Source organism: Roseovarius ramblicola, assembly GCF_042430665.1.
Lineage (GTDB): Bacteria > Pseudomonadota > Alphaproteobacteria > Rhodobacterales > Rhodobacteraceae > Roseovarius > Roseovarius ramblicola.
Map to the genome: position 1 here is coordinate 348,394 of NZ_JBHMEC010000017.1, position 18,874 is coordinate 367,267.

20 protein-coding genes are annotated in these 18,874 nt (G+C 67.9%); 12 read left to right on the top strand and 8 right to left on the bottom strand.

The features are described 5' to 3' along the window. Nucleotides 1–3: 3 nt before the first annotated feature. Nucleotides 4–1,383 carry a Trk system potassium transporter TrkA gene (gene trkA / locus ACFFU4_RS12380; RefSeq protein ID WP_377070080.1) on the bottom strand — a complete coding sequence of 460 codons (1,380 nt, stop codon included), beginning with the start codon at nt 1,381–1,383 and terminating at the stop codon, nt 4–6. 318 nt (nt 1,384–1,701) lie between these two features. Between trkA and ACFFU4_RS12385 the strand changes: the two genes are divergently transcribed. Both ACFFU4_RS12385 and ACFFU4_RS12390 read left to right on the top strand, forming a co-directional pair. Next, on the top strand, nt 1,702–2,613 hold the full coding sequence (locus ACFFU4_RS12385; RefSeq protein WP_377070081.1) for a LysR family transcriptional regulator: 912 nt from the start codon (nt 1,702–1,704) through the stop codon (nt 2,611–2,613). A gap of 53 nt (nt 2,614–2,666) precedes the next feature. Next, the gene (locus ACFFU4_RS12390) at nt 2,667–3,050 is read left to right on the top strand and encodes a hypothetical protein (protein WP_377070082.1); all 384 of its coding nucleotides are present in this window, start codon (nt 2,667–2,669) and stop codon (nt 3,048–3,050) included. Between the two features lie 16 nt (nt 3,051–3,066). Here ACFFU4_RS12390 and ntrX read toward each other — a convergent pair whose 3' ends face one another. From ntrX to dusB, 5 genes are all read right to left on the bottom strand, one after another. Further along, on the bottom strand, nt 3,067–4,461 hold the full coding sequence (gene ntrX, locus ACFFU4_RS12395) for a nitrogen assimilation response regulator NtrX (protein WP_377070083.1): 1,395 nt from the start codon (nt 4,459–4,461) through the stop codon (nt 3,067–3,069). A 7-nt stretch (nt 4,462–4,468) separates the two neighbouring features. Continuing rightward, nucleotides 4,469–6,733: a sensor histidine kinase NtrY-like gene (locus ACFFU4_RS12400; RefSeq protein WP_377070084.1), complete on the bottom strand. Its 2,265-nt coding sequence runs from the start codon at nt 6,731–6,733 to the stop codon at nt 4,469–4,471. A gap of 96 nt (nt 6,734–6,829) precedes the next feature. Further along, entirely contained in the window at nt 6,830–8,191 is a 1,362-nt protein-coding gene (locus ACFFU4_RS12405; RefSeq protein ID WP_377070085.1) for a response regulator, read from the bottom strand. Nucleotides 8,192–8,194: 3 nt separating this feature from the next. Then, complete coding sequence (locus ACFFU4_RS12410; RefSeq protein ID WP_377070086.1) at nt 8,195–9,277, bottom strand: two-component system sensor histidine kinase NtrB; 1,083 nt, start codon at nt 9,275–9,277, stop codon at nt 8,195–8,197. Beyond that, nucleotides 9,274–10,257, bottom strand: a complete 984-nt coding sequence (gene dusB, locus ACFFU4_RS12415) for a tRNA dihydrouridine synthase DusB (RefSeq protein ID WP_377070087.1) — start codon at nt 10,255–10,257, stop codon at nt 9,274–9,276. Before dusB ends, ACFFU4_RS12410 begins: the two co-directional genes overlap by 4 nt. A gap of 159 nt (nt 10,258–10,416) precedes the next feature. Here dusB and ACFFU4_RS12420 point away from each other — a divergent pair, with 159 nt between their 5' ends. From ACFFU4_RS12420 to ACFFU4_RS12430, 3 genes are read left to right on the top strand one after another with little or no spacing between them, the layout of a single operon-like run. Beyond that, entirely contained in the window at nt 10,417–11,550 is a 1,134-nt protein-coding gene (locus ACFFU4_RS12420) for a bifunctional 2-C-methyl-D-erythritol 4-phosphate cytidylyltransferase/2-C-methyl-D-erythritol 2,4-cyclodiphosphate synthase (protein WP_377070088.1), read from the top strand. Continuing rightward, entirely contained in the window at nt 11,547–12,035 is a 489-nt protein-coding gene (locus ACFFU4_RS12425; protein ID WP_377070089.1) for a phosphatidylglycerophosphatase A family protein, read from the top strand. Before ACFFU4_RS12420 ends, ACFFU4_RS12425 begins: the two co-directional genes overlap by 4 nt. Further along, complete coding sequence (locus ACFFU4_RS12430) at nt 12,032–12,514, top strand: CinA family protein (RefSeq protein ID WP_377070090.1); 483 nt, start codon at nt 12,032–12,034, stop codon at nt 12,512–12,514. Before ACFFU4_RS12425 ends, ACFFU4_RS12430 begins: the two co-directional genes overlap by 4 nt. On the opposite strand, the gene ACFFU4_RS12435 is transcribed toward ACFFU4_RS12430, so the two are convergent. Continuing rightward, nucleotides 12,505–12,951 carry a type II toxin-antitoxin system RatA family toxin gene (locus tag ACFFU4_RS12435; RefSeq protein WP_377070091.1) on the bottom strand — a complete coding sequence of 149 codons (447 nt, stop codon included), beginning with the start codon at nt 12,949–12,951 and terminating at the stop codon, nt 12,505–12,507. The genes ACFFU4_RS12430 and ACFFU4_RS12435 overlap by 10 nt on opposite strands. 73 nt (nt 12,952–13,024) lie before the next feature. Here ACFFU4_RS12435 and hpt point away from each other — a divergent pair, with 73 nt between their 5' ends. The 7 genes from hpt to ACFFU4_RS12470 all read left to right on the top strand — a co-directional run bounded on the left by hpt (nt 13,025) and on the right by ACFFU4_RS12470 (nt 18,207). Next, nucleotides 13,025–13,567: a hypoxanthine phosphoribosyltransferase gene (hpt, locus tag ACFFU4_RS12440; RefSeq protein ID WP_377070092.1), complete on the top strand. Its 543-nt coding sequence runs from the start codon at nt 13,025–13,027 to the stop codon at nt 13,565–13,567. Beyond that, nucleotides 13,564–13,743 carry a hypothetical protein gene (locus ACFFU4_RS12445; RefSeq protein WP_377070093.1) on the top strand — a complete coding sequence of 60 codons (180 nt, stop codon included), beginning with the start codon at nt 13,564–13,566 and terminating at the stop codon, nt 13,741–13,743. The genes hpt and ACFFU4_RS12445 overlap by 4 nt, the downstream gene beginning before the upstream one ends. A 54-nt stretch (nt 13,744–13,797) precedes the next feature. Then, nucleotides 13,798–15,165, top strand: a complete 1,368-nt coding sequence (gene radA / locus ACFFU4_RS12450) for a DNA repair protein RadA (RefSeq protein ID WP_377070094.1) — start codon at nt 13,798–13,800, stop codon at nt 15,163–15,165. Nucleotides 15,166–15,189: 24 nt separating this feature from the next. Further along, nucleotides 15,190–15,747, top strand: a complete 558-nt coding sequence (locus ACFFU4_RS12455; RefSeq protein ID WP_377070095.1) for a CvpA family protein — start codon at nt 15,190–15,192, stop codon at nt 15,745–15,747. Between the two features lie 141 nt (nt 15,748–15,888). Further along, nucleotides 15,889–17,343 (top strand): amidophosphoribosyltransferase, encoded by a 1,455-nt coding sequence (purF, locus tag ACFFU4_RS12460; RefSeq protein WP_377070096.1) that lies wholly within the window; start codon nt 15,889–15,891, stop codon nt 17,341–17,343. 146 nt (nt 17,344–17,489) lie between these two features. Next, nucleotides 17,490–17,753 carry a type II secretion system protein N gene (locus ACFFU4_RS12465; RefSeq protein WP_377070097.1) on the top strand — a complete coding sequence of 88 codons (264 nt, stop codon included), beginning with the start codon at nt 17,490–17,492 and terminating at the stop codon, nt 17,751–17,753. 31 nt (nt 17,754–17,784) lie between these two features. Then, nucleotides 17,785–18,207: a DUF1284 domain-containing protein gene (locus tag ACFFU4_RS12470; RefSeq protein WP_377070098.1), complete on the top strand. Its 423-nt coding sequence runs from the start codon at nt 17,785–17,787 to the stop codon at nt 18,205–18,207. A gap of 55 nt (nt 18,208–18,262) precedes the next feature. Here ACFFU4_RS12470 and ACFFU4_RS12475 read toward each other — a convergent pair whose 3' ends face one another. Next, on the bottom strand, nt 18,263–18,832 hold the full coding sequence (locus tag ACFFU4_RS12475) for a biotin transporter BioY (protein WP_377070099.1): 570 nt from the start codon (nt 18,830–18,832) through the stop codon (nt 18,263–18,265). Nucleotides 18,833–18,874 lie beyond the last annotated feature (42 nt).

The following is an 18,874-nucleotide window of genomic DNA, read 5'->3' on the forward strand; positions in this document are numbered from 1 at the left end:
GCTTCAGAAATAGTCCACCGAGACCTGTAACAGCCGCTCCACCGCCGCGACGTCCGCCGCCAGGGCGAAGATCACCACTACGTCGCCCGCTTCGATCCGCATCGAGCCGGTGGGCTTGACCAGCCCGCCGGGCTTGCGCACGCCGCCCACCAGCACGCCCTCGGGGAAATCCACATCGCGAAGTGCCGCCCCCGCGATCGAGGAGGTATCGAGCACCTCCGCCTCAAGCACCTCGCCCTCGGCATCGCCGACGGAGTATACCCCGCGCACCTTGCCGTGCCGGATATGGCGCAGGATCGAGCTTACGGTGGTGGCGCGCGGGTTGATGTAGGCGTCGATGCCCAAAGGCTCCATCAGCGGCACCAGCGTGGGATCGTTGATGAGCGCGATGGCAAACGGGCAGCCCTCGGCCTTGGCGCGGACGGCGGCGAGCATGTTGGTCTTGTCGTCGTCGGTGACGGCGAGCACCGCATCGGCGCGCGCGATCCCGGCCTCCGACAGGATCGCTGCGCCCAGACCGTCGCCATGCAGCACGATGGTGCGCTCGAGCGCGTCGGCGGCGCGCTCGGCGCAGGCGCGGTCCTTTTCGATCACCTTGGCACGGATGCGCCCGCCGCCGCGCGTTTCCAGCGCCTGCGCCACGGACAGGCCGATATTGCCGCCGCCGATGATGACCGCGCGCTCCTGACGGGTCTGCGCCTTACCGAACACCTCGAGCGTTCGCGGCACGTCCTCGACCGGGGCAAACAGATAGCAGTCGTCCCCCTCCAGGAGCTGATCGCCCGATTCCGGCGCAAAGAGCCGCCCGTCCCGGCGCACCGCCAGCACCACCACCCGCAGCGTCGAGAACAGGTCGCTCAATTGCCGCAGCGGCGTGTTGAGTACCGGGCACTCCTCGTCGAGCCGCAGGCCGATGAGCTGCGCCTCGTCGCCCATGAACATCTCCGTATCGAAGGCCACGGGCATCGCCAGCCGCCGCAGCGCGGCCTTGGCCACCTCGCGCTCGGGGCTGATCATCACGTCGATGGGCATGTGATCGCGGCGGTAGAGATCGGAATAGGCCGGGTCGAGATAGGTCTGGCTGCGCAGCCGCGCGATCTTGCGGCGGATACCGAAGACCGAATGCGCCACCTGGCAGGTGACCATGTTGACCTCGTCGGAATAGGTCGCGGCGATAACCATCTCGGCATCGCGCGCGCCCGCCCGATCCAGTACGTCGGGATGCGAGGCAAACCCGATCACCCCTTGCACGTCTAGCGTGTCGGTGGCCCGCCGGACCAGTTCGGGGTTGTTGTCGACCACGACCACGTCGTTGTTCTCGCCCGACAGGTGGCGCGCGATCTGCCAGCCCACCTGACCGGCGCCGCAGATGATGACCTTCATGCCGCTTGTCCCGACCTGACTGAAGTCGGTGCATGACAGAAGCACGCAAACCGGTCAATCGCTTTGTCCGGGCGTGCTGTCCGGGTGTGGTCGCCGGTGTGCAGCGCCCTATATCCGACCGGACAGGTGGTCATTACGTGCAGGACGGCGCAGGATGGGCAGGTGTGTCACGGCAGGCCGCCGGGGCCCGCCATCGTTTCCTGTCATGCCAGCCATGCAGCGGATGCACTTGTATCCCGTAACATACGTGCCATATCCGATGCGCCTGACCAGACGGCTGTCATCACGCTGTCAAACGAGGAAAAGGGAGAAAACCGATTGCCGACATCCCGCTCCAAACTGTCCTATGCCCGCCTGTTCGATGACCTGCGCGTGCTGCTCGCGGTGCATCGCTGCGGGTCGATGACGCGCGCGGCGGAGGAGCTTGAGACGACGACGTCGACCGTCTCGCGGCAGATCTCGCGGCTGCGCGGGGAACTCGGAATTTCGCCGTTCGTGAAATCCGATGGCGGATGGCTGCTCAACCCGCGTCTCGCCTCGCTGATCGAGGCGTTCGAACATGCCGACGGGATGATCTTTTCCGAGTTGAGCCGGGTGAGCGAGGGCGCCCCGGACGAGGCGCGCGACATCCGCATCGGTGCGCTGCCGTCGATCATCTCGCATGTACTCATTCCCGGCGTGCCCGAACTCTGGCAGGAGCGCGCCCACCTGCGCCCCGTGTTCGAGAACCGCGTCTACGAGATCGGACTGGGCATGTCGGACGTCGCGCTCGTCTTCAACCTCCCCGAGAGCGGGCGGCTCAAGACCCGGCGCTGCGGCGCGTTTCCCTTTGCCCTCTACGCCCCGCGCGGCTGGCAGCACGGTGACGGCTGGGCCAGCCTCACCGACCGTTACGCCGCGCAATATGCCGAGGCGCGCGGCGCCTACTTCGGATGCGACGCCATCCTCAAGGCCGACAGTTTCGCGCAGCTCGTTCCGGCCATGCACAGCCTCGGGCTGGCCGCCGTGCTGCCCTCGGTCATGGCCGCGGACGAACCCGACCTCGTCCACATGCCCGACAGCGGCCTCGACGTGGGGCGCGACGTCTACCTGATCTACCACGAGAGCCGCAGCGACGACGCCGATCTGCGCGCGGTGGTCGATTGGATCTGCCGCCGCCTCGCCGATCTGCCGAGCCCGGCAGAGGCGTTGCCGGATATGCAAAGGCGGCTTTACACAATTCAGGGTTGATCATCCTGCACCATGTCTGCACGCTACGTTGAAAACCATCGAAAGAGGCAGACATGCGACAGGCATTCATCCAGGTTGCGGCGCTCACGGCCCGGCTCTGGCTTGCGGTTTTCTTCGGTTTCCACGCGATCGAAGACATGGCACCGGAGGCAATCGGCGTACTCGCGGCGGATATCGGCACCGATCATCACGCGCTCGACCTTTTGGCGTCGGTGTTCTTTACTTTGGTGGCGCTGTGGCTTGCTCTGGGAATCTACAGCCGGATCATCGCGATCATCGGCATGGTGGTGATCGGGGCCGAAATCCTGTTGTTCGGCAACAGTCTGCTTCAGACGCCGCTTGTTCTCGCGGTTCTCGCCACCCTCGTGCTGAGCATTGCCGGCGGTGGACGGCTGCGGCTGCACGCCGGCGGTTGGCGGCTTCGCGACTGTCTGTGACCGCCTGATCCGCCACTCAGCCGGCGGCGGCGGCATCGTCGCGGTCGCTGCGCGCGGGCGGCACCACGCCCAGCGATTTGAGCTTGCGGTGCAAGGCGCTGCGCTCCATCCCGACGAACTCCGCCGTGCGGCTGATATTGCCGCCGAAACGGTTGATCTGGGTCACCAGGTATTCGCGCTCGAACGCCTCGCGCGCCTCGCGCAGCGGCAGGGTGGCGACGCTGCCCGACACGATCACCCGCGCCCCCTCGGAGGGCGCGGACGCCTCGCCGGGCAGTTCCGCCGCCGAGATCGCATCGCTGCCATCGCCGAGAATCAGAATCCGCTCGATCATGTTGCGCAACTGCCGGATGTTGCCGGGCCAGTTCATCGTCTGCAACAGTGCCGCCGCCTCCTCGGACAGCGCCCGTTTCGGCAGCCCCTGCGTCTCGTGCAGCAACGCGATGAAGTGCTCTGCCAGTAGCGGGATGTCCTCGCGCCGCTCCTCCAGCCCGGGCACCCGGACCGGCACCACGTTGAGCCGGTGAAACAGCTCGCGCCGGAAGCGACCCTCGGCGATCTCGGTCTCGAGGTCGCGGCTGGTGGACGAGATCACCCGCACATCCACCCGCACCTTGTCGCCGCCGCCCACCCGCAGGAAGGTCTGGTCCACCAACACGCGCAGGATCTTGGATTGCGTGCCCGGCGGCAGGTCGGCCACCTCGTCGAGATAGACCACTCCGCCATTGGCCTGCTCCAGCAGCCCCTGCGTGATCCCGGTCTCCGGTCCCTCGTGGCCGAACAGCACTTCCTCCATGCGCTCGGCGGCAACGGCGGCGCAATTGACGGTGACGAAAGGGGCCTCGGCACGCGCCGAGTTGGCGTGGACGTAACGCGCGGCCAGTTCCTTGCCAGTGCCCGACAGCCCGGTGAGCATCACCCGCCCGTTGGAGCGCGTGACCTTGTCGAGCTGTGACAGCAACGCGCGGAAGGCAGTGGAACTGCCCAGCATCTGCGACGGTGTGCTTTCGCGACGCCTGAGCGCCTGGTTCTCGCGGCGCAGGCGGCTCGTTTCCATGCCGCGGCGGATCACCACCAGAAGCTGGTCGATGTTGAACGGCTTTTCGATGAAATCATAGGCACCCTGCTTGATCGCCGCGACGGCGATCTCGATATTGCCGTGCCCTGAGATGATGATGACCGGGATGTCGGGGTGGTCGCGCTTGACGGTCTTGAGGATGTCGATGCCGTCCATCTGGCTGTCCTTGAGCCAGATGTCGAGAATGAGCAGCCCCGGCGGCTCGGACCGGATCGCGGCCATCGCCTCGTCGGAATTGGCGGCGAGGCGCGTGTCATAGCCCTCGTCCCCGAGAATATCCGAGATCACCTCGCGAATATCGCGCTCGTCATCGACGATCAGAATGTCGCTCATACCACCCTCACTCGGCCGCAGGGGCCTTTACCGTTTTATCCTGGTTCTGGTGCAGTGGCAGCCGCACCACCGCCCGCGCGCCGGCATGGGCCCCGGGCGCAAAGGCCTCGGCATCCTCCAGCACCAGTGTTCCGCCATGTTCCTCGATGATCTTCTTGACGATGGGCAGGCCCAGCCCGGTGCCCTTTTCGCGCGTCGTCACGTAAGGCTCGAACAGCCGCGCGCTGTCCTGCGGCAGGCCGATGCCGTTGTCGGAAATGGCGATCACCGCCGCGCCGTTCTCGTCGCGGCTCTCCACGCGGATCGTCGGCATGTGCCCTTCGGGCGCGCCCGCCTCGCGCAGGCTCTCGATCGCCTCGCCCGCGTTCTTAATGAGATTGGTCAGCGCCTGCCCGATCATCGCCGCGTCGATCTCGGCCATCAGGTCGGCATCGCAGAGCGCCAGCTCGAAATGCGTGTCGGGCTGACCGGTCTCCTGCAGCATCACCGCCTCGCGCAGCACCTTGGCGAGGCTCTCGACCCGGGTCTTGGGCTGCGGCATCCGGGCGAATTTCGAAAACTCATCGACGATGCGCCGCAGGTCGGCGGTCTGCCGCACCACCACGTCGGTCAGTTCCTCGAGCTTTGCCGCCTCATCCTCGGGCAGTTGCCGCGCGAACTTGCGCTTGATGCGCTCTGCACTGAGCGAGATGGGCGTGAGCGGGTTCTTGATCTCGTGGGCGATGCGCCGCGCCACGTCACCCCATGCCGCCATGCGCTGCGCGGTCACAAGTTCGGTCACGTCGTCGAAGGCCACCACGTAGCCCTCGCGCCGCCCGCCCTCGCCCGTGCGCGTGGACATGCGCACCAGCAGGTTCTCCTGACGCCGCCCGCGCGTCACCGCGATCTCCTCCTGAACAAAGCCGCCGGTACTCTGCATCAGCCGGGCGAACAGCGCGCCAAATTCCGGCACCGCCGCCGCCAGCGCCAGCGATTGCTGGTCCTCGCGCCAGTCGAGCAGCCGCTCGGCGGCGCGGTTGACAAAGGTGACGCGCCCCTGCGCATCGAGCCCGACCACCCCCGACGATACCGAACCCAACACCGAATCGAACAGCCGCCGCCGCCGCTCGATCTGCCGGGTATTGGCCAGCAGCCGGTCGCGCTGGCCCTTTAGCTGCCGCGTCATCTGGTTGAAATACCGTCCCAGTTCGGCAATCTCGTCGTCGCTCGCCTCCTCGCGTACCTGGGTGTCGAGGTCGCCCTCGCCCACCCGCTGCGCCGCCGATGTCAGCCGTCCCACGGGGCGCGACAGCCGCTCGGCGAACCACATGCCCAGCCAGATCGCGGCCAGGATCAGGATCAGTGCAAAGCCGAAATAGACCAGCCCGAACTCGAACAGCACCCTGCCCCGCTCGCTCTCGCGCTGCTTGTAGAAGGTGGCGGTTTCCTGCGTCTCGTCGAGCAGGTTGAGGATGTCGCCATCCACCGTGCGGCTGACATAGAGCAGCCGGTCGGGAAAGGCGGCGAGCGGTATGAGCGCGCGGAACTCGTTGTTGTCCCAGTCGCGGATCACCAGCGCGCCCTCTTCGCGCGCCCGCGCGATCTGATCCGCGGTCGGCTCCTCGTAGTCGAACAGGTAGGACCGCTCGCCGCGGGCGCGGATCTCGCCGGTGCCGTCGATGACGAAGGCCTCCTTGAGTCCCCGCTGAATCTCGCGCTGCCCCGAGGACAGCACCTGCCGGATATCGCCGTCGCTCATGTAGACCGAGGCGCGGCGGGTGTTGTCGATCACCCGCCTGAGTACACGCGCATCGGCCAGCAGATCGCGGCGGTGCTCGTCCTCATAGGCCTTGGCGGCGGCGACAGAGCTGTCCACCACGCGGCCCACCCTCTCGGAGAACCACGCCTCCAGCCCCATGTTGATCGACAGCATCGCGAACATCGCCACTGCCACCGTCGGCAAAAGCGCCATCACCGCGAACACGCCGGTGAGCCGCAGGTGCAGCTTCGAGCCCGCCGAGCGCGAGCGCCGTGCGGCGATCATCCGCGCCACCCGTTGCAGCACCAGCCCGGCGACGATCAGCACGTAGATCATGTCCGTGAGCAGCACGAGACGCAGCGTGCCCGAGCCGGTGCCGCGGTCGAGCGGGCCCATCACCATGTAGGTCAGCACTGCCAGCGCCGGGCCGGTCAGGACGAGGCCAAGACCGCCCCAGTTTCGCAGCCGCCGCAGCCGACGTGGCCCAAGCCAGCCGCGCCTGCCCGCGCGCAATCCGCGTGTTGCCAGCGACACGAAACCCCCGTCATGCAGATGGCGCGGCCTTGCTTTCCGCCAACCTCCGGGCGGCAGCGAGAGGTGCGCCATGATCGTCACAGTGCTGTTGCAGGTTTACATCAACTTTCGACGGCGTGTCACGCGAATATCCAGGTCGTTGATCTTCTTGCGCAGGGTATTGCGGTTGATTCCCAGCAGTTCGGCACAACGGATCTGGTTGCCCCCCGTGGCCTCGAGCGCGATCTCGATGAGCGGTGCCTCGATCTCGCGCAGGATGCGGCCATGCAGGCCGGGCGGCGGCAATTCGGCCCCGTGCAGGTCGAAATAGCGCCGCAGATGCGCGGTCACCGCGCCGGTCAGCGTTTCGCTGCGGCCCGGCTGAATCACCGGCTCGGCGCGCGGCTGAGTGCCGAGGATGGCGGCGATCTCGGGGCGGCCGATCTCCTCGGACTGCGCGGTGAGCGCGATCCGGCGCACCGCGTTCTCGATCTGGCGGACATTACCCGGCCAGCTATAGGCCCGCATCATCTCCAGCGCCTCTTCAGAAAAATGCCGCTCGGGCTGGCCAGGCCGGAGATCCCGGCCAAGGAAGTGCCCCGCGAGCAGCTCGATATCCTCGATCCGATCACGCAAGGAGGGCACCTCGATCGTCACCCCGCTCAGCCGGTAATACAGGTCTTCGCGCAGCCGCCCCTCCTCCAGGGCGGTGGCGGGCGGCACCCGGCTCGTCGCCATGAAGCGCGGCGGGTGCTCACCCGGCGCGTCCATCATCCGCACCACGCGGCCCTGCGCCTCGGGCGGCAGATCGCTCACCTCGTCGAGCACCAGCGTGCCGCCGCGCACGCGCGCCATCACCTGCGATGGCCCGTCGAGATCGTGCACGTCGGGTGCTGTCACCGTCACCAGCGGCAGCGTGCGGCGGTCGGAATAGTCATGGATCGCGTGCGCCACCAGCGACTTGCCGGTGCCCGATTCGCCGCAGATCATCACCGGCAGATCGCTGTGCATGACCTGCGCCACCACCTTGTAGAGCCGCTGCATGGCCGGGCTTCGCCCCACCAGCGGCAGTTCGTCGGGACGCTCTTGCCCGGCGGATTTCCGCGGTACCCGCTCGCGCGCCTCCAGCGCGCGGGCGGTGCGCTTCATCAGGTCGGGCAGGTCGAACGGCTTGGGCAGGTAGTCGAACGCCTCCGCCTCTGCGGCCTTGATCGCCGTCATGATGGTGTTCTGCGCCGAGATCACGATCACCGGCAGGCCGGGTCGGTCCTCGGCGATCTTGGGCAGCATTTCCAGTCCGTTGCCGTCGGGCATCACCACGTCCGAGATCACCACGTCGCCGCGCCCCTCGCCCACCCAGCGCATCAGCGTGGTCAGGCTCGAGGTGGCGTGCACCCGGCAGCCCGCCCGCGTCAGCGCCTGCGTCAGGACCGTGCGGATCGTGCGGTCGTCATCGGCGACCAGGACCGTGCCGTCCATGGATCAGTCTCCCTCTTCCAGCGCATCGGCGCGTTGCAAAGATATGCGGAACACGGTGCGCCCCGGCACCGAACTCACCGAGATCCAGCCGCCATGCTCCGATATGATCTTGGCCGCCAGCGCGAGCCCCAGCCCGGTGCCGTTCTCACGGCCCGAAACGAACGGCTCGAACACCTCCTCGGCGATGTCCGGCGGCAGGCCGGGCCCGTCGTCGATAATCTCGATCTGCAACGGCAGCGCCAACCCCGCCCCGTCACCGCGCCGCACCCGCAGCGCGCCATCGTAATAGGTGTGCAGGCGGATCGTGCCATGACCCCCGGGGGCCGCCTCGGCGGCGTTTTTCAGCAGGTTGAGCACAACCTGCAAAAGCTGATCGCCATCCCCCAGCGCGTGCGGCAGCGAGGGGTCGTAATCCTCCACGATCGGCATCCCCGCCGCGAATCCCACCATGGCCGAGCGGCGTGCACGGTCGAGCACGTCGTGCAGGTTCACCCGCCGCAGGACCGGGCGGGTGACGTTGCCGAACTGCTCGACCCGGTCCAGCAGCCCGACAATGCGGCGGCTCTCACCGACAATGAGATCGGTCAACTCGCGATCCCCGGCGCTGGCGTTCATTGACAGCAGTTGCGCCGCGCCGGTGATGCCGGCCAGCGGGTTCTTGATCTCGTGGGCCAGCATCTCGGCCATGCCGATGGCCGAACGCGCGGCGGCCTTGACGCCGCTCTTTTGCGCCATGCGGCCCGCGAGTTCACGCGGCGCAAGCAGGATGAGCATCTGCCCCGCCCCCCCCGCGAGCGGTGCCACCTGAAGGTTGCACAGCATCGGTGCCCGCGCGCCCGTGCCGATATCGACATCGTTGACGAACAGCGGCGCGCCGCTCTGCCGGGCGCGCTCGAACGCCTCTTCCATCGGCGCGTCGACGGCGAGCCGGTCCCAGAGCGGCTCGCCCGCCACCGCGCGCTGCGATACCAGCATGAAGCCCTCCGCCGCCGGGTTGATCCGGACGATCCGGTCGGCGGCATCGACCACCAGCGCCGGGACCGGCAACGATGTCCAGAGGGCCTCCTCTGCGATGTCCCCGCTCATGCCGCGCACCGCAGGCCGAGCGCCTCGGGCAGGAGGCGTGTCACCGCGTCCGGCGCGGCGGTCAGCACGCGGCGGCGCAGGTCGGGCGGGGTGGCGGAATGGTCCATGTACCAACCCAGGTGCTTGCGCGCCACGCGCCCGCCGAGGTCGCACCCGTAGAAGGACAGCATCGCCTCGTGATGCGCCGCCACCAGATCGGCCAGCGCATCGCCCTGCGGCACGCGCGGCGCGGGTGCGCCCCACAGTTCCGCCGCCACCTGCGCCGGCAGCCAGGGCCGCCCCTGCGCGCCGCGCCCGATCATCACCCCGTCCGCGCCGCTCCCGGCCAGCGCCGCGCGCGCCGAGGCGCTGTCCACGATATCGCCGTTGATCACCACCGGCACCGAGACCGAACGCTTGACCGCGCGCACCGCCGCCCAATCCGCGCGTCCCTTGTAGAACTGGCACCGCGTGCGCCCGTGCACCACGATCATCGTTATCCCTGCCGCCTCGGCGCGGGTGGCAATTTCGGGCGCGTTGAGGCTGTCGCGATCCCAGCCCAGCCGCATCTTGAGCGTGACCGGTACATCGACCGCGCCGACCACCGCCTCGATCAGCCGCAGCGCGTGATCGGGCGCGCGCATCAGGGCCGAGCCCGACGCCCCCGCCCCTTTCGCGCGCGTCACCTTCTTGGCCGGACAGCCCATGTTGATATCTATGATCCCGGCGCCTTCACCGGCCAGCATCCGCGCCGTTTCGGCCATCGGCCCGGCCTCGCAGCCCGCGATCTGAACCGCGGTGTTGGCGGAGCCGAGGCCCAGTTCAGCCTTCTCGCGTACGCCGGGCCGCGCGCTCAGAATCTCGCGGCTGGCGATCATCTCGCTCACCACCAGCCCCGCGCCGAAGCCGCTCACCAGGTCGCGGAACGGCAGGTCGGTGATTCCGGCCATCGGTGCCAGCAGGACCGGCGGCGCGATGGGTTTGTCAGCGAGCGAGAACATCTTTGCCCAATCCCTGTGCAACACCCCTCTTCTAGCCGTGGGACCACGCAAGCACAACGCGACAAGGGTCATTTCCACCACGGTCGCGGCACCATTGCCCAAAAAAACGGCATTTCCACGGCCATTGCGCTTGCGCGCGCCGCGCCGTAATCAAGGGTCATGACACGCGCCGCCCTCATTGTCGCCGCCGGGCGCGGCACCCGCGCGGGCAGGGACCTGCCCAAGCAATGGCAGCCGCTCGCGGGCCGCCGGGTGATCGACCGGACGCTCGACGCCCTGCGCCCCCATGTCGCGCGCGTGGTGCTCGTTCTCCACCCCGACGACATGGATCTTGGACCTGACGGTGTCGAGACCGTCCCCGGCGGGGCGACCCGCGCGGCGTCGGTGCGCGCGGGGCTCGAACACCTGGCGGACACTGGCGATGTGCCGCGCCAGGTGCTCATCCACGACGCCGCCCGCGCCACCGTACCGCGCAGCGTGATCGAGGCGGTGACCGCCGCGCTCGACGCCGGCGCGCCCGCCGCCGCGCCCGCGTTGCCGGTGACCGATGCGCTCTGGACCGCCGCGGACGGATATGTGACCGGCACGAAGGACCGCACCGGGCTCTATGCCGCGCAGACGCCGCAGGGATTTGATTTCGCGGCCATCCTCGCCGCACACCGCGCCCACGAAGGCGCCGCCGCGGACGATGTCGCGGTGGCCCGCGCCGCAGGCTTGCCGGTAGCGATCACGCCGGGTGACGCGGATAATCTCAAGATCACCCACGCGGCGGATTTCGCGCGGGCCGAAAGAATATCGGGGGCCGCGATGGATATTCGCGTTGGTACCGGCTTCGACGTGCACCGGTTCGGGCCGGGGGATCATGTCATGCTCTGCGGCGTGGCCGTGCCGCACGCGCGCGGATTGCAGGGACATTCGGATGCCGATGTCGGGCTGCACGCGCTGACCGACGCCCTTTACGGTGCGCTGGCCGAGGGCGATATCGGGCGGCATTTCCCGCCCTCCGACCCGCAGTGGAAGGGCACCGAAAGCCACGTATTCCTGCGTCACGCGGTCCGGCTTGCCATTGAAAGGGGCTACAGGATCAATAACATGGACGTCACTCTGATCTGCGAGCATCCCAAGATCGGCCCCCTTTCGCGGGCCATGCGCGCGGCCATTGCCGACATGACCGGCACCGCCCCCGATCGCGTCTCGGTCAAGGCCACGACGACCGAGCGGCTGGGCTTTACCGGGCGTGGCGAGGGCATCGCCGCACAGGCCGCCGTTACCCTCATGAAAGGCCCTGCATGACCCGCCTGATCGCCACATTCTGCTACGTGGGTCACCTGCGCCCCGCCCCCGGCACCTGGGGCTCGCTCGCCGCGCTGCCGGTGGCCTGGGCGCTGCACATGCTGGGCGGTCCGGTCCTGCTTGGGCTGGGCGTGGCCCTGGCATTCACCTTGGGATGGTGGGCCACACATCTGGAAACAAAGGGAAAAGAAGATCACGACCCGTCCGAGATCGTGATCGACGAGGTGGCCGGGCAATGGCTGGCCTTTCTGCCGGTCTCTGTCGGCGCCGCAAGCGCCGGGGTCGAGTTGACCGCGCTCTGGCCCGGCTGGATCACCGCCTTTGCGGCGTTCCGGCTGTTCGACATCTGGAAGCCGGGGCCGATCGGCTGGGCCGACCGGCGCGGCGATGCGCTGGGCGTGATGCTCGACGACATCCTCGCCGGTGTGGCGGCGGCACTCTGCGTGGTGCTGGGCGCGGCGATCGCGCATGGTGCCATGACATGAAGATTGTCCTGCAATTACTTGATAAAGCAAGGGAACGTGGCATCATGATTGCCACCGCCGAGAGCTGCACCGGCGGCATGGTTGCGGCGGCGCTGACGGATGTGGCGGGCTCTTCGGCGGTGTTCGAACGCGGGTTCGTCACCTATTCCAACGCCGCCAAGAGCGAGGTGCTGGGCGTCGCGCCCGCTACCCTCGCCGCGCATGGGGCCGTCTCCGAAGAGGTCGCGCGCGAGATGGCCGAAGGTGTGCTCGCCCATAGCGGCGCGCAGTTGGCCGTGTCGGTCACCGGCATCGCCGGACCGGGAGGTTCAGACCGCAAACCTGAAGGTCGGGTGTGCTTCGGGCTGGCCATGAGCGGCACCGCCACCCGGACAGAGACCCGCGAGTTCGGTGCACCGGGCCGCGCCGAGGTGCGCCGTCTGAGCCGCGATCACGCTTTGGCGTTGCTGCTGACCGCACTCGGTGACGCTCAGCCGTAGAGCGCCTGTGCACGGGTCTCGAAGGCGCGCACGATCCGCTTCATCGCCTCGTGAAAGAACACCTCCGCTGCCGATTGCAAGAACCTGTTCTTGAAAGCGAAATCGACGTCAAAGCTCACCTCGCAACCGCCCTCGGTCTCGGCGAATGCCCAGTTGGAGCGCATGTACCGGAACGGGCCGTCGAGATACTCGGTTTCGATCCGCTTTGCCTCGGGCCACAGCACCACGCGGCTGCCGAATCGCTCGCGGAACACCTTGAAGCTGATGACGAGATCGGCCTCCATCACCTCGGAGCCATCCGCCTGCGGCGTCACCTTGCGCACCCGCGCCGCCGCCGTCCATGGAAGGAACTCGGGGTAGCGGGCCACGTCGGCCACCAGCGCATACATCTGGTCGGTCGTGTAAGGCAGGTGGCGGGTTTCGGAATGTGACGGCATGATGCCCCTGGTTTTTGCCCGTGACAGTGGCGCGGTTTTTCCTAGACTGGACACGGATTTGCAAGGGGAAGACATGCCGCAGCGCAGATACGTGATCGACAGGCTGATCTCGGCCAAGCGCATCGCCGCGCGCATCGAGGCGCTGTCGCAGGAGATCGAGGCCGAATTCGCCGGGACCGAAAAGCTCGTGGTGGTCGGCCTGTTGCGCGGCTCCTTCATCTTCATCGCCGATCTGGTGCGCGAGCTGGACCTGCCGGTCGAGGTCGATTTCGTGGAGACATCGTCCTATGGCAACGCCATGGAATCGAGCCGGGAGGTGCGCATTCTCAAGGACCTGCGCGGCGATATCGCCGACCGTGACGTGCTGGTGGTCGAGGATATCGTCGATACCGGCCATACGCTCGCCCATGTGCTCAACCTTCTGGCAAGCCGCGGCCCCGCGCGCCTGCGCACGATCGCGCTACTGGACAAGCCGTCGCGGCGCGAAGCGGATATCCGCGCGGACTGGATCGGCTTTGAAATCCCCGACCAGTTCGTCGTGGGCTATGGCATCGACTATGCGCAGCGCGACCGTAACCTGCCCTATATCGGCAAGGTGCGGTTCACCGATCCATGAACATCCTCTGGCTTTTGCGCATGGCGCGCTGGGCGCGGCGGCCACCCGGGCCGCGCACGGTGCGGCTGTGGCTCGTCGTGATCGGCATCGGCCTCGCCCTCGCCGGGATCGAGTTTCTCTTCGGCTGGCCCGAGGCGCTGACCCTGGAGCCGCGCCGCTGGATAGCACGCCCCTGAGCCAGCCTTGTTTCGCATTTGACGCGGCCCCCCCGCTGGGGCATGTGCTCTGGCATGGCCAGGCCAACCACCACGTTCACATGCACCGCCTGCGGCGCGGGCCACGCGCGATGGTCCGGGCGCTGCGACGCCTGCGGCGCGTGGAACACGATCCAGGAGGAGGCCCCCCTCTCCGCCGGTCCCGCCGGGCGCAGCCTCGGGGCGCGGCGCGGTGCGGCGATCGCGCTCACGGACCTCGCCACCGAGGAGGCTCCGCCGCCGCGCACCTGCACGGGGCTGGCCGAGCTCGACCGCGTGCTGGGCGGCGGTCTCGTGCCGTCGAGCGCGGTGCTTGTGGGCGGCGATCCGGGGATCGGCAAGTCCACGCTGCTGCTGCAGGCCGCCGCGCGGTTCGCGGGGGCCGGGCTCAAGACCCTCTATGTCTCGGGCGAGGAGGCCAGCGCACAGGTGCGGATGCGCGCGCAGCGGCTGGGGCTGGAGAACGCGCCGGTGCGGCTCGCCGCCGCAACCGGCCTGCGCGACATCCTCACCACGCTGGATACCGAGCGCCCCGACCTCGTGATCATCGATTCGATCCAGACCATGTGGTCCGACACGATCGACTCGGCCCCGGGCAGCGTCGCGCAGGTGCGCGCCGCCGCGCATGAGCTGACCGGCTATGCCAAGCGGCGTGGCGCCTCGGTCATTCTCGTCGGCCACGTCACCAAGGATGGCCAGATCGCGGGGCCCCGCGTGGTCGAACACATGGTCGATTGTGTGCTCTATTTCGAGGGCGAGCGCGGGCACCAGTTTCGGATCCTGCGCAGCGTCAAGAACCGCTTCGGTCCCGCCGACGAGATCGGCGTGTTCGAGATGACGGGCCGCGGCCTCGCCGAAGTCGCCAACCCATCGGCGCTGTTTCTGGCCGGGCGCGGCGCGCCCGCCCCCGGCTCGGTCGTGTTCGCCGGGATCGAGGGCACGCGGCCCCTGCTGGTCGAGGTGCAGGCGCTGGTCGCGCCCACGCCCCACGCCCAGCCGCGCCGCGCGGTGGTGGGTTGGGACGGCGCACGGCTCGCCATGATTCTCGCGGTGCTCGAGGCGCGCTGTGCCATCCCGTTTGCCGGGTTCGACGTCTATCTCAACGTGGCGGGGGGATTGCGCATCTCCGAGCCCGCCGCCGATCTCGCCGTTGCCGCCGCACTCCTGAGCGCCCGCGAGGACGTGGCACTGGCGCCCGAGACGGTGGTTTTCGGGGAAATCAGCCTGTCGGGCGCGCTGCGGCCCGTGGGACAGACCGAAAACAGGTTGAAAGAGGCGCGAAAACTTGGTTTCACATCTGCAATCCTTCCGTCGGACGACAAGACCGGCGGCCAGAGCGGCCTCAGCCTGACCCGCATGGGCGATCTGACCGCGTTCGTTGGGGACGTATTCGGCGCAGGTTAGGCGCGCGCAGGGACAGGACGGGGCATGGACGGATTCACCATCATCGACGGGGTCGTTGCGCTCTTCATCTTGCTGTCGGCGCTTCTGGCCTATTCGCGGGGCCTCGCGCGCGAGGCGCTGGCCATCGCGGGTTGGGCCGTTGCAGGGGTCGTCGCCTTCATCTTTGCGCCGCAGGTGGAGCCGCTGGTCAAGGAAGTGCCGGTGGTCGGCGAATTCATCGCCGACAGTTGCGAGTTGTCGATGATCGGCGCGTTCGCGGTGGTGTTTGCCGTGGCGCTGATCATCGCCTCGCTCATCACGCCGCTGTTTTCCTCGCTGGTGCAGCGCTCGGCGCTGGGCGGGGTCGACCAGGGGCTGGGTTTCGTCTTTGGCGTGGCACGCGGCGTGCTGCTGATCGCCATCGCCTATTTCGTCTACGAGACGGTGATCTCTGCCCAATCCATCGCCATCATAGACGACAGCCGCTCGGCGCGGGTGTTCTCGCAGATGACCGACGCGGTGGCCTCGCAGGAGCCCGAGCAGGCACTGGGCTGGATCACCGCGCAATACGAGAACCTTGTCGGCAAGTGCGACGCGCCCTGAACCGGGGTGACGCTGCGTCAGGCGCGCGGGCGGGCGGTGACTCGTTCGTGATAGTTTCGTGACATGACCCGGCCAAGCGCGTAAGAGGTGGGCCGAGCGACTTCCACGGATTCGGAGCTGCCCTTGTCCACGTCCGCACCCATGCCCCCCGCCCACCCTTTCGATGATGACAAGCTGCGCGAGGAATGCGGCGTTTATGGCGTGATTGGCCTGACTGACGCCGCCAATTTCGTTGCGCTGGGGTTGCACGCGCTGCAACACCGCGGGCAGGAGGCGGGCGGCATCGTCAGCCATGACCCGGAGCTTGGCTTCAACTCGGTGCGCCGCTTCGGCTATGTGCGCGACAATTTCACCCGCCAATCGCTGATGGAGGCGCTGCCGGGGCCGCTGGCCATCGGCCATGTGCGCTATTCCACCGCCGGATCCAAGGGTGCGGCGATCCGCGATGTGCAGCCGTTCTTCGGCGAGTTCTCGATGGGCGGTGCCGCGATCGCGCATAACGGCAACATCACCAATGCCGACGCGCTGCGCCGGGAGCTGATCGAGCGGGGCTCGATCTTCCAGTCCGGCTCTGACAGCGAATGTATCATCCACCTGATGGCCCGCTCGCTGCAACGCAACATCCCGGAACGGATGGAGGACGCGCTGCGCCGGGTCGAGGGGGCGTTCTCGATCGTGGCAATGACCCGCTCCAAGCTGATCGGCGTGCGCGACCCGCTGGGCGTGCGCCCGCTGGTGCTGGGCCAGTTGGGAGAGGGCTGGGTGCTCAGTTCCGAGACCTGCGCACTCGACATCATCGGCGCGCGCTTCGTGCGCGAGATCGCGCCGGGCGAAATGGTCGTCATCTCCGCCACCGAAGGCGTCGAGAGCCATTTCCCCTTCCGTCGCCAGAAACCGCGCTCCTGCGTGTTCGAGCATGTCTATTTCTCGCGCCCCGATTCGATCATCGGCGGTCGCTCGGTCTACGAGACGCGCCACCAGATCGGGGTTGAGCTGGCCCGCGAGGCCCCGGTCGAGGCCGATCTCGTCTGCCCGGTACCCGACAGCGGCACGCCCGCGGCCATCGGCTACAGCCACGAGAGCGGCATCCCCTTCGCCATGGGGATCGTGCGCAACCAGTACATGGGCCGCACCTTCATCGAGCCGACCGAGCAGATCCGCAACATGGGCGTGCGGCTGAAGCTCAACGTCAACCGCGCGCTGATCGAGGGCAAGCGGGTGATCCTGGTGGATGACAGCGTGGTGCGCGGCACCACCAGCCGCAAGATCAAGGAAATGATCCTCGACGCGGGCGCGGCGGAGGTGCATTTTCGCATCGCCAGCCCGCCCACCGCATGGCCCTGCTTCTACGGCGTGGACACGCCGCAGCGCGAGAAGCTGCTGGCGGCCACCATGTCCGAAGAGGAGATGCGCGCGCATCTCAACGTGGACAGCATCCGGTTCATCTCGCTCGACGGACTTTACCGCGCCGTGGGCGAGGCGCAGGGGCGCGACAATGCCTGCCCGCAATATTGCGATGCCTGTTTCTCGGGCGACTACCCGGTCGCGCCGTCGGACATGATCGAAAAGGGATTCGAGCTGAAAGCCGCCGAGTGATCGTGGTCATCCTGGTCGCATGAGCGAAGTCTTGCACCTCCTCCGAGTGGGGTGGCGAATTCCTGCCGCAGTGCAGAAATCGGGGCTTTTCTCCGTCCCGCGCGCCGCATAGACGCGCGGACAGTCAAAGAATCCCCGAGGCACTCATGGCAAATGAAACACCCACCCCGGCGGCCACTCTGGCCGCCGCGACGCAGGAGAGCGCCCTGCCGTTGCGCCGCATCACCTTGCTGGGAACGATGCATGGCCCCACCAGCGCCCGCGCGCTGGTGCATGTTGACGGTGGCAAGGTGACCCGGATCGAGACCGGTGACACGCTCGACCGCGCGACCGTCGCGGCCATCGGCGAAGGGGTGGTGATCCTGTCGCGCGGCGGGCGGACCGAGGCACTGCGCTTGCCTTTGGCTTGACGCCGCACACGCCATCGCGAAGGGTTCGGGAATGACACCTCCTGACCTGCGGTTTCGCCCGCATCATTTTCTCTGTGTCCTGGGCTTTGCCGGCAAAGGGTACTCCGACCGCTTCACGGCCAACATGGCACGGATCGTGCGCGGCGGGCTGCGCGCGGCGGACGGCGATGAGACGGTGATCGAGGTCGTCACCGCAAGCGATGATATCTGCGCGCCCTGCCCCAAGCGCCGTGGCGCGCGCTGCGACAGTCAGGAAAAGGTGGCGAGACTCGATGCGCGCCACGCGGCGGCGCTCGGGTTGCGGGCCGGGGACCGGTTGACGTGGGACGAGGCGCAGGCACGGATCAGGCGGGCGGTTGCGCCGGGCGACCTGTCGTCGCTTTGTACCGGGTGTCAATGGCTGGACCTGGGCCTGTGCGAGGCCGCGCTTGCCAGGCTGCATGACCAGACATGAAAAGGCCGTCCCCGGTTGCCCGGGCACGGCCTGATCCCTGGGTGATCCGCGACGCTCAGCCGCGACGCGCCCCAAGCGCCTTCCAGCCGCCATAAACGACCATCGCCGCGATCACGGCCTTGAAGGCGTCGCCGATCAGGAACGGTGCCATCCAGTAGGCCCAGAGTTCGGGCGCGGCCTTGCCCATGACGGCGGCGGGCCAGGCGAGGCCGGGGACATAGAGCAGCGCCGAGATCACAATGCCGCACAGCGCCGTGGTCACCACCCCGCGTGCAAGGCCCCGCTCCACCGCGAGACCGGCGAGCCAGGCCATGCCGACAAAGCCATAGAGGAAGCCGGCGGTCGGCCCCATAAGTGCGGCGCCATTCGCGCCCCCGGCAAAGACCGGCAGCCCCATCGCCCCCTCGGCAAGATAGGCCGCGAGTGTTGCCGCCCCGAGCCGCGAGCCGAATGTCAGCCCGACGATCAGGATCGCCAGCGTCTGAAGCGTCAGCGGCACCGGGAAGAACGGCACGCTCACCTGCGCCGCCAGCGCGATGAAGAGCGAGCCGCCCAGGATCAGCCCCGCCTTGCGGACGAGGCCCTCGTGGCCGATCACGGCCTGTGTCAGTGTTTGTGCGCGCATCCCGCGTCCCTCCTTTGCTTCGCTTGGGGCCGACTTTTTCGC

Coding starts and splice junctions, on each gene's coding strand:
- trkA (WP_377070080.1), bottom strand. CDS start 1,383: ATGAAGGTCATCATCTGCGGCGCCGGTCAGGTGGGCTGGCAGATCGCG.
- ACFFU4_RS12390 (WP_377070082.1), top strand. CDS start 2,667: ATGCGACAGGCATTCATCCAGGTTGCGGCGCTCACGGCCCGGCTCTGG.
- ntrX (WP_377070083.1), bottom strand. CDS start 4,461: ATGAGCGACATTCTGATCGTCGATGACGAGCGCGATATTCGCGAGGTG.
- ACFFU4_RS12405 (WP_377070085.1), bottom strand. CDS start 8,191: ATGGACGGCACGGTCCTGGTCGCCGATGACGACCGCACGATCCGCACG.
- ACFFU4_RS12410 (WP_377070086.1), bottom strand. CDS start 9,277: ATGAGCGGGGACATCGCAGAGGAGGCCCTCTGGACATCGTTGCCGGTC.
- dusB (WP_377070087.1), bottom strand. CDS start 10,257: ATGTTCTCGCTCGCTGACAAACCCATCGCGCCGCCGGTCCTGCTGGCA.
- ACFFU4_RS12420 (WP_377070088.1), top strand. CDS start 10,417: ATGACACGCGCCGCCCTCATTGTCGCCGCCGGGCGCGGCACCCGCGCG.
- ACFFU4_RS12425 (WP_377070089.1), top strand. CDS start 11,547: ATGACCCGCCTGATCGCCACATTCTGCTACGTGGGTCACCTGCGCCCC.
- ACFFU4_RS12430 (WP_377070090.1), top strand. CDS start 12,032: ATGAAGATTGTCCTGCAATTACTTGATAAAGCAAGGGAACGTGGCATC.
- ACFFU4_RS12435 (WP_377070091.1), bottom strand. CDS start 12,951: ATGCCGTCACATTCCGAAACCCGCCACCTGCCTTACACGACCGACCAG.
- hpt (WP_377070092.1), top strand. CDS start 13,025: ATGCCGCAGCGCAGATACGTGATCGACAGGCTGATCTCGGCCAAGCGC.
- ACFFU4_RS12445 (WP_377070093.1), top strand. CDS start 13,564: ATGAACATCCTCTGGCTTTTGCGCATGGCGCGCTGGGCGCGGCGGCCA.
- radA (WP_377070094.1), top strand. CDS start 13,798: ATGGCCAGGCCAACCACCACGTTCACATGCACCGCCTGCGGCGCGGGC.
- ACFFU4_RS12455 (WP_377070095.1), top strand. CDS start 15,190: ATGGACGGATTCACCATCATCGACGGGGTCGTTGCGCTCTTCATCTTG.
- purF (WP_377070096.1), top strand. CDS start 15,889: ATGCCCCCCGCCCACCCTTTCGATGATGACAAGCTGCGCGAGGAATGC.
- ACFFU4_RS12465 (WP_377070097.1), top strand. CDS start 17,490: ATGGCAAATGAAACACCCACCCCGGCGGCCACTCTGGCCGCCGCGACG.
- ACFFU4_RS12470 (WP_377070098.1), top strand. CDS start 17,785: ATGACACCTCCTGACCTGCGGTTTCGCCCGCATCATTTTCTCTGTGTC.
- ACFFU4_RS12475 (WP_377070099.1), bottom strand. CDS start 18,832: ATGCGCGCACAAACACTGACACAGGCCGTGATCGGCCACGAGGGCCTC.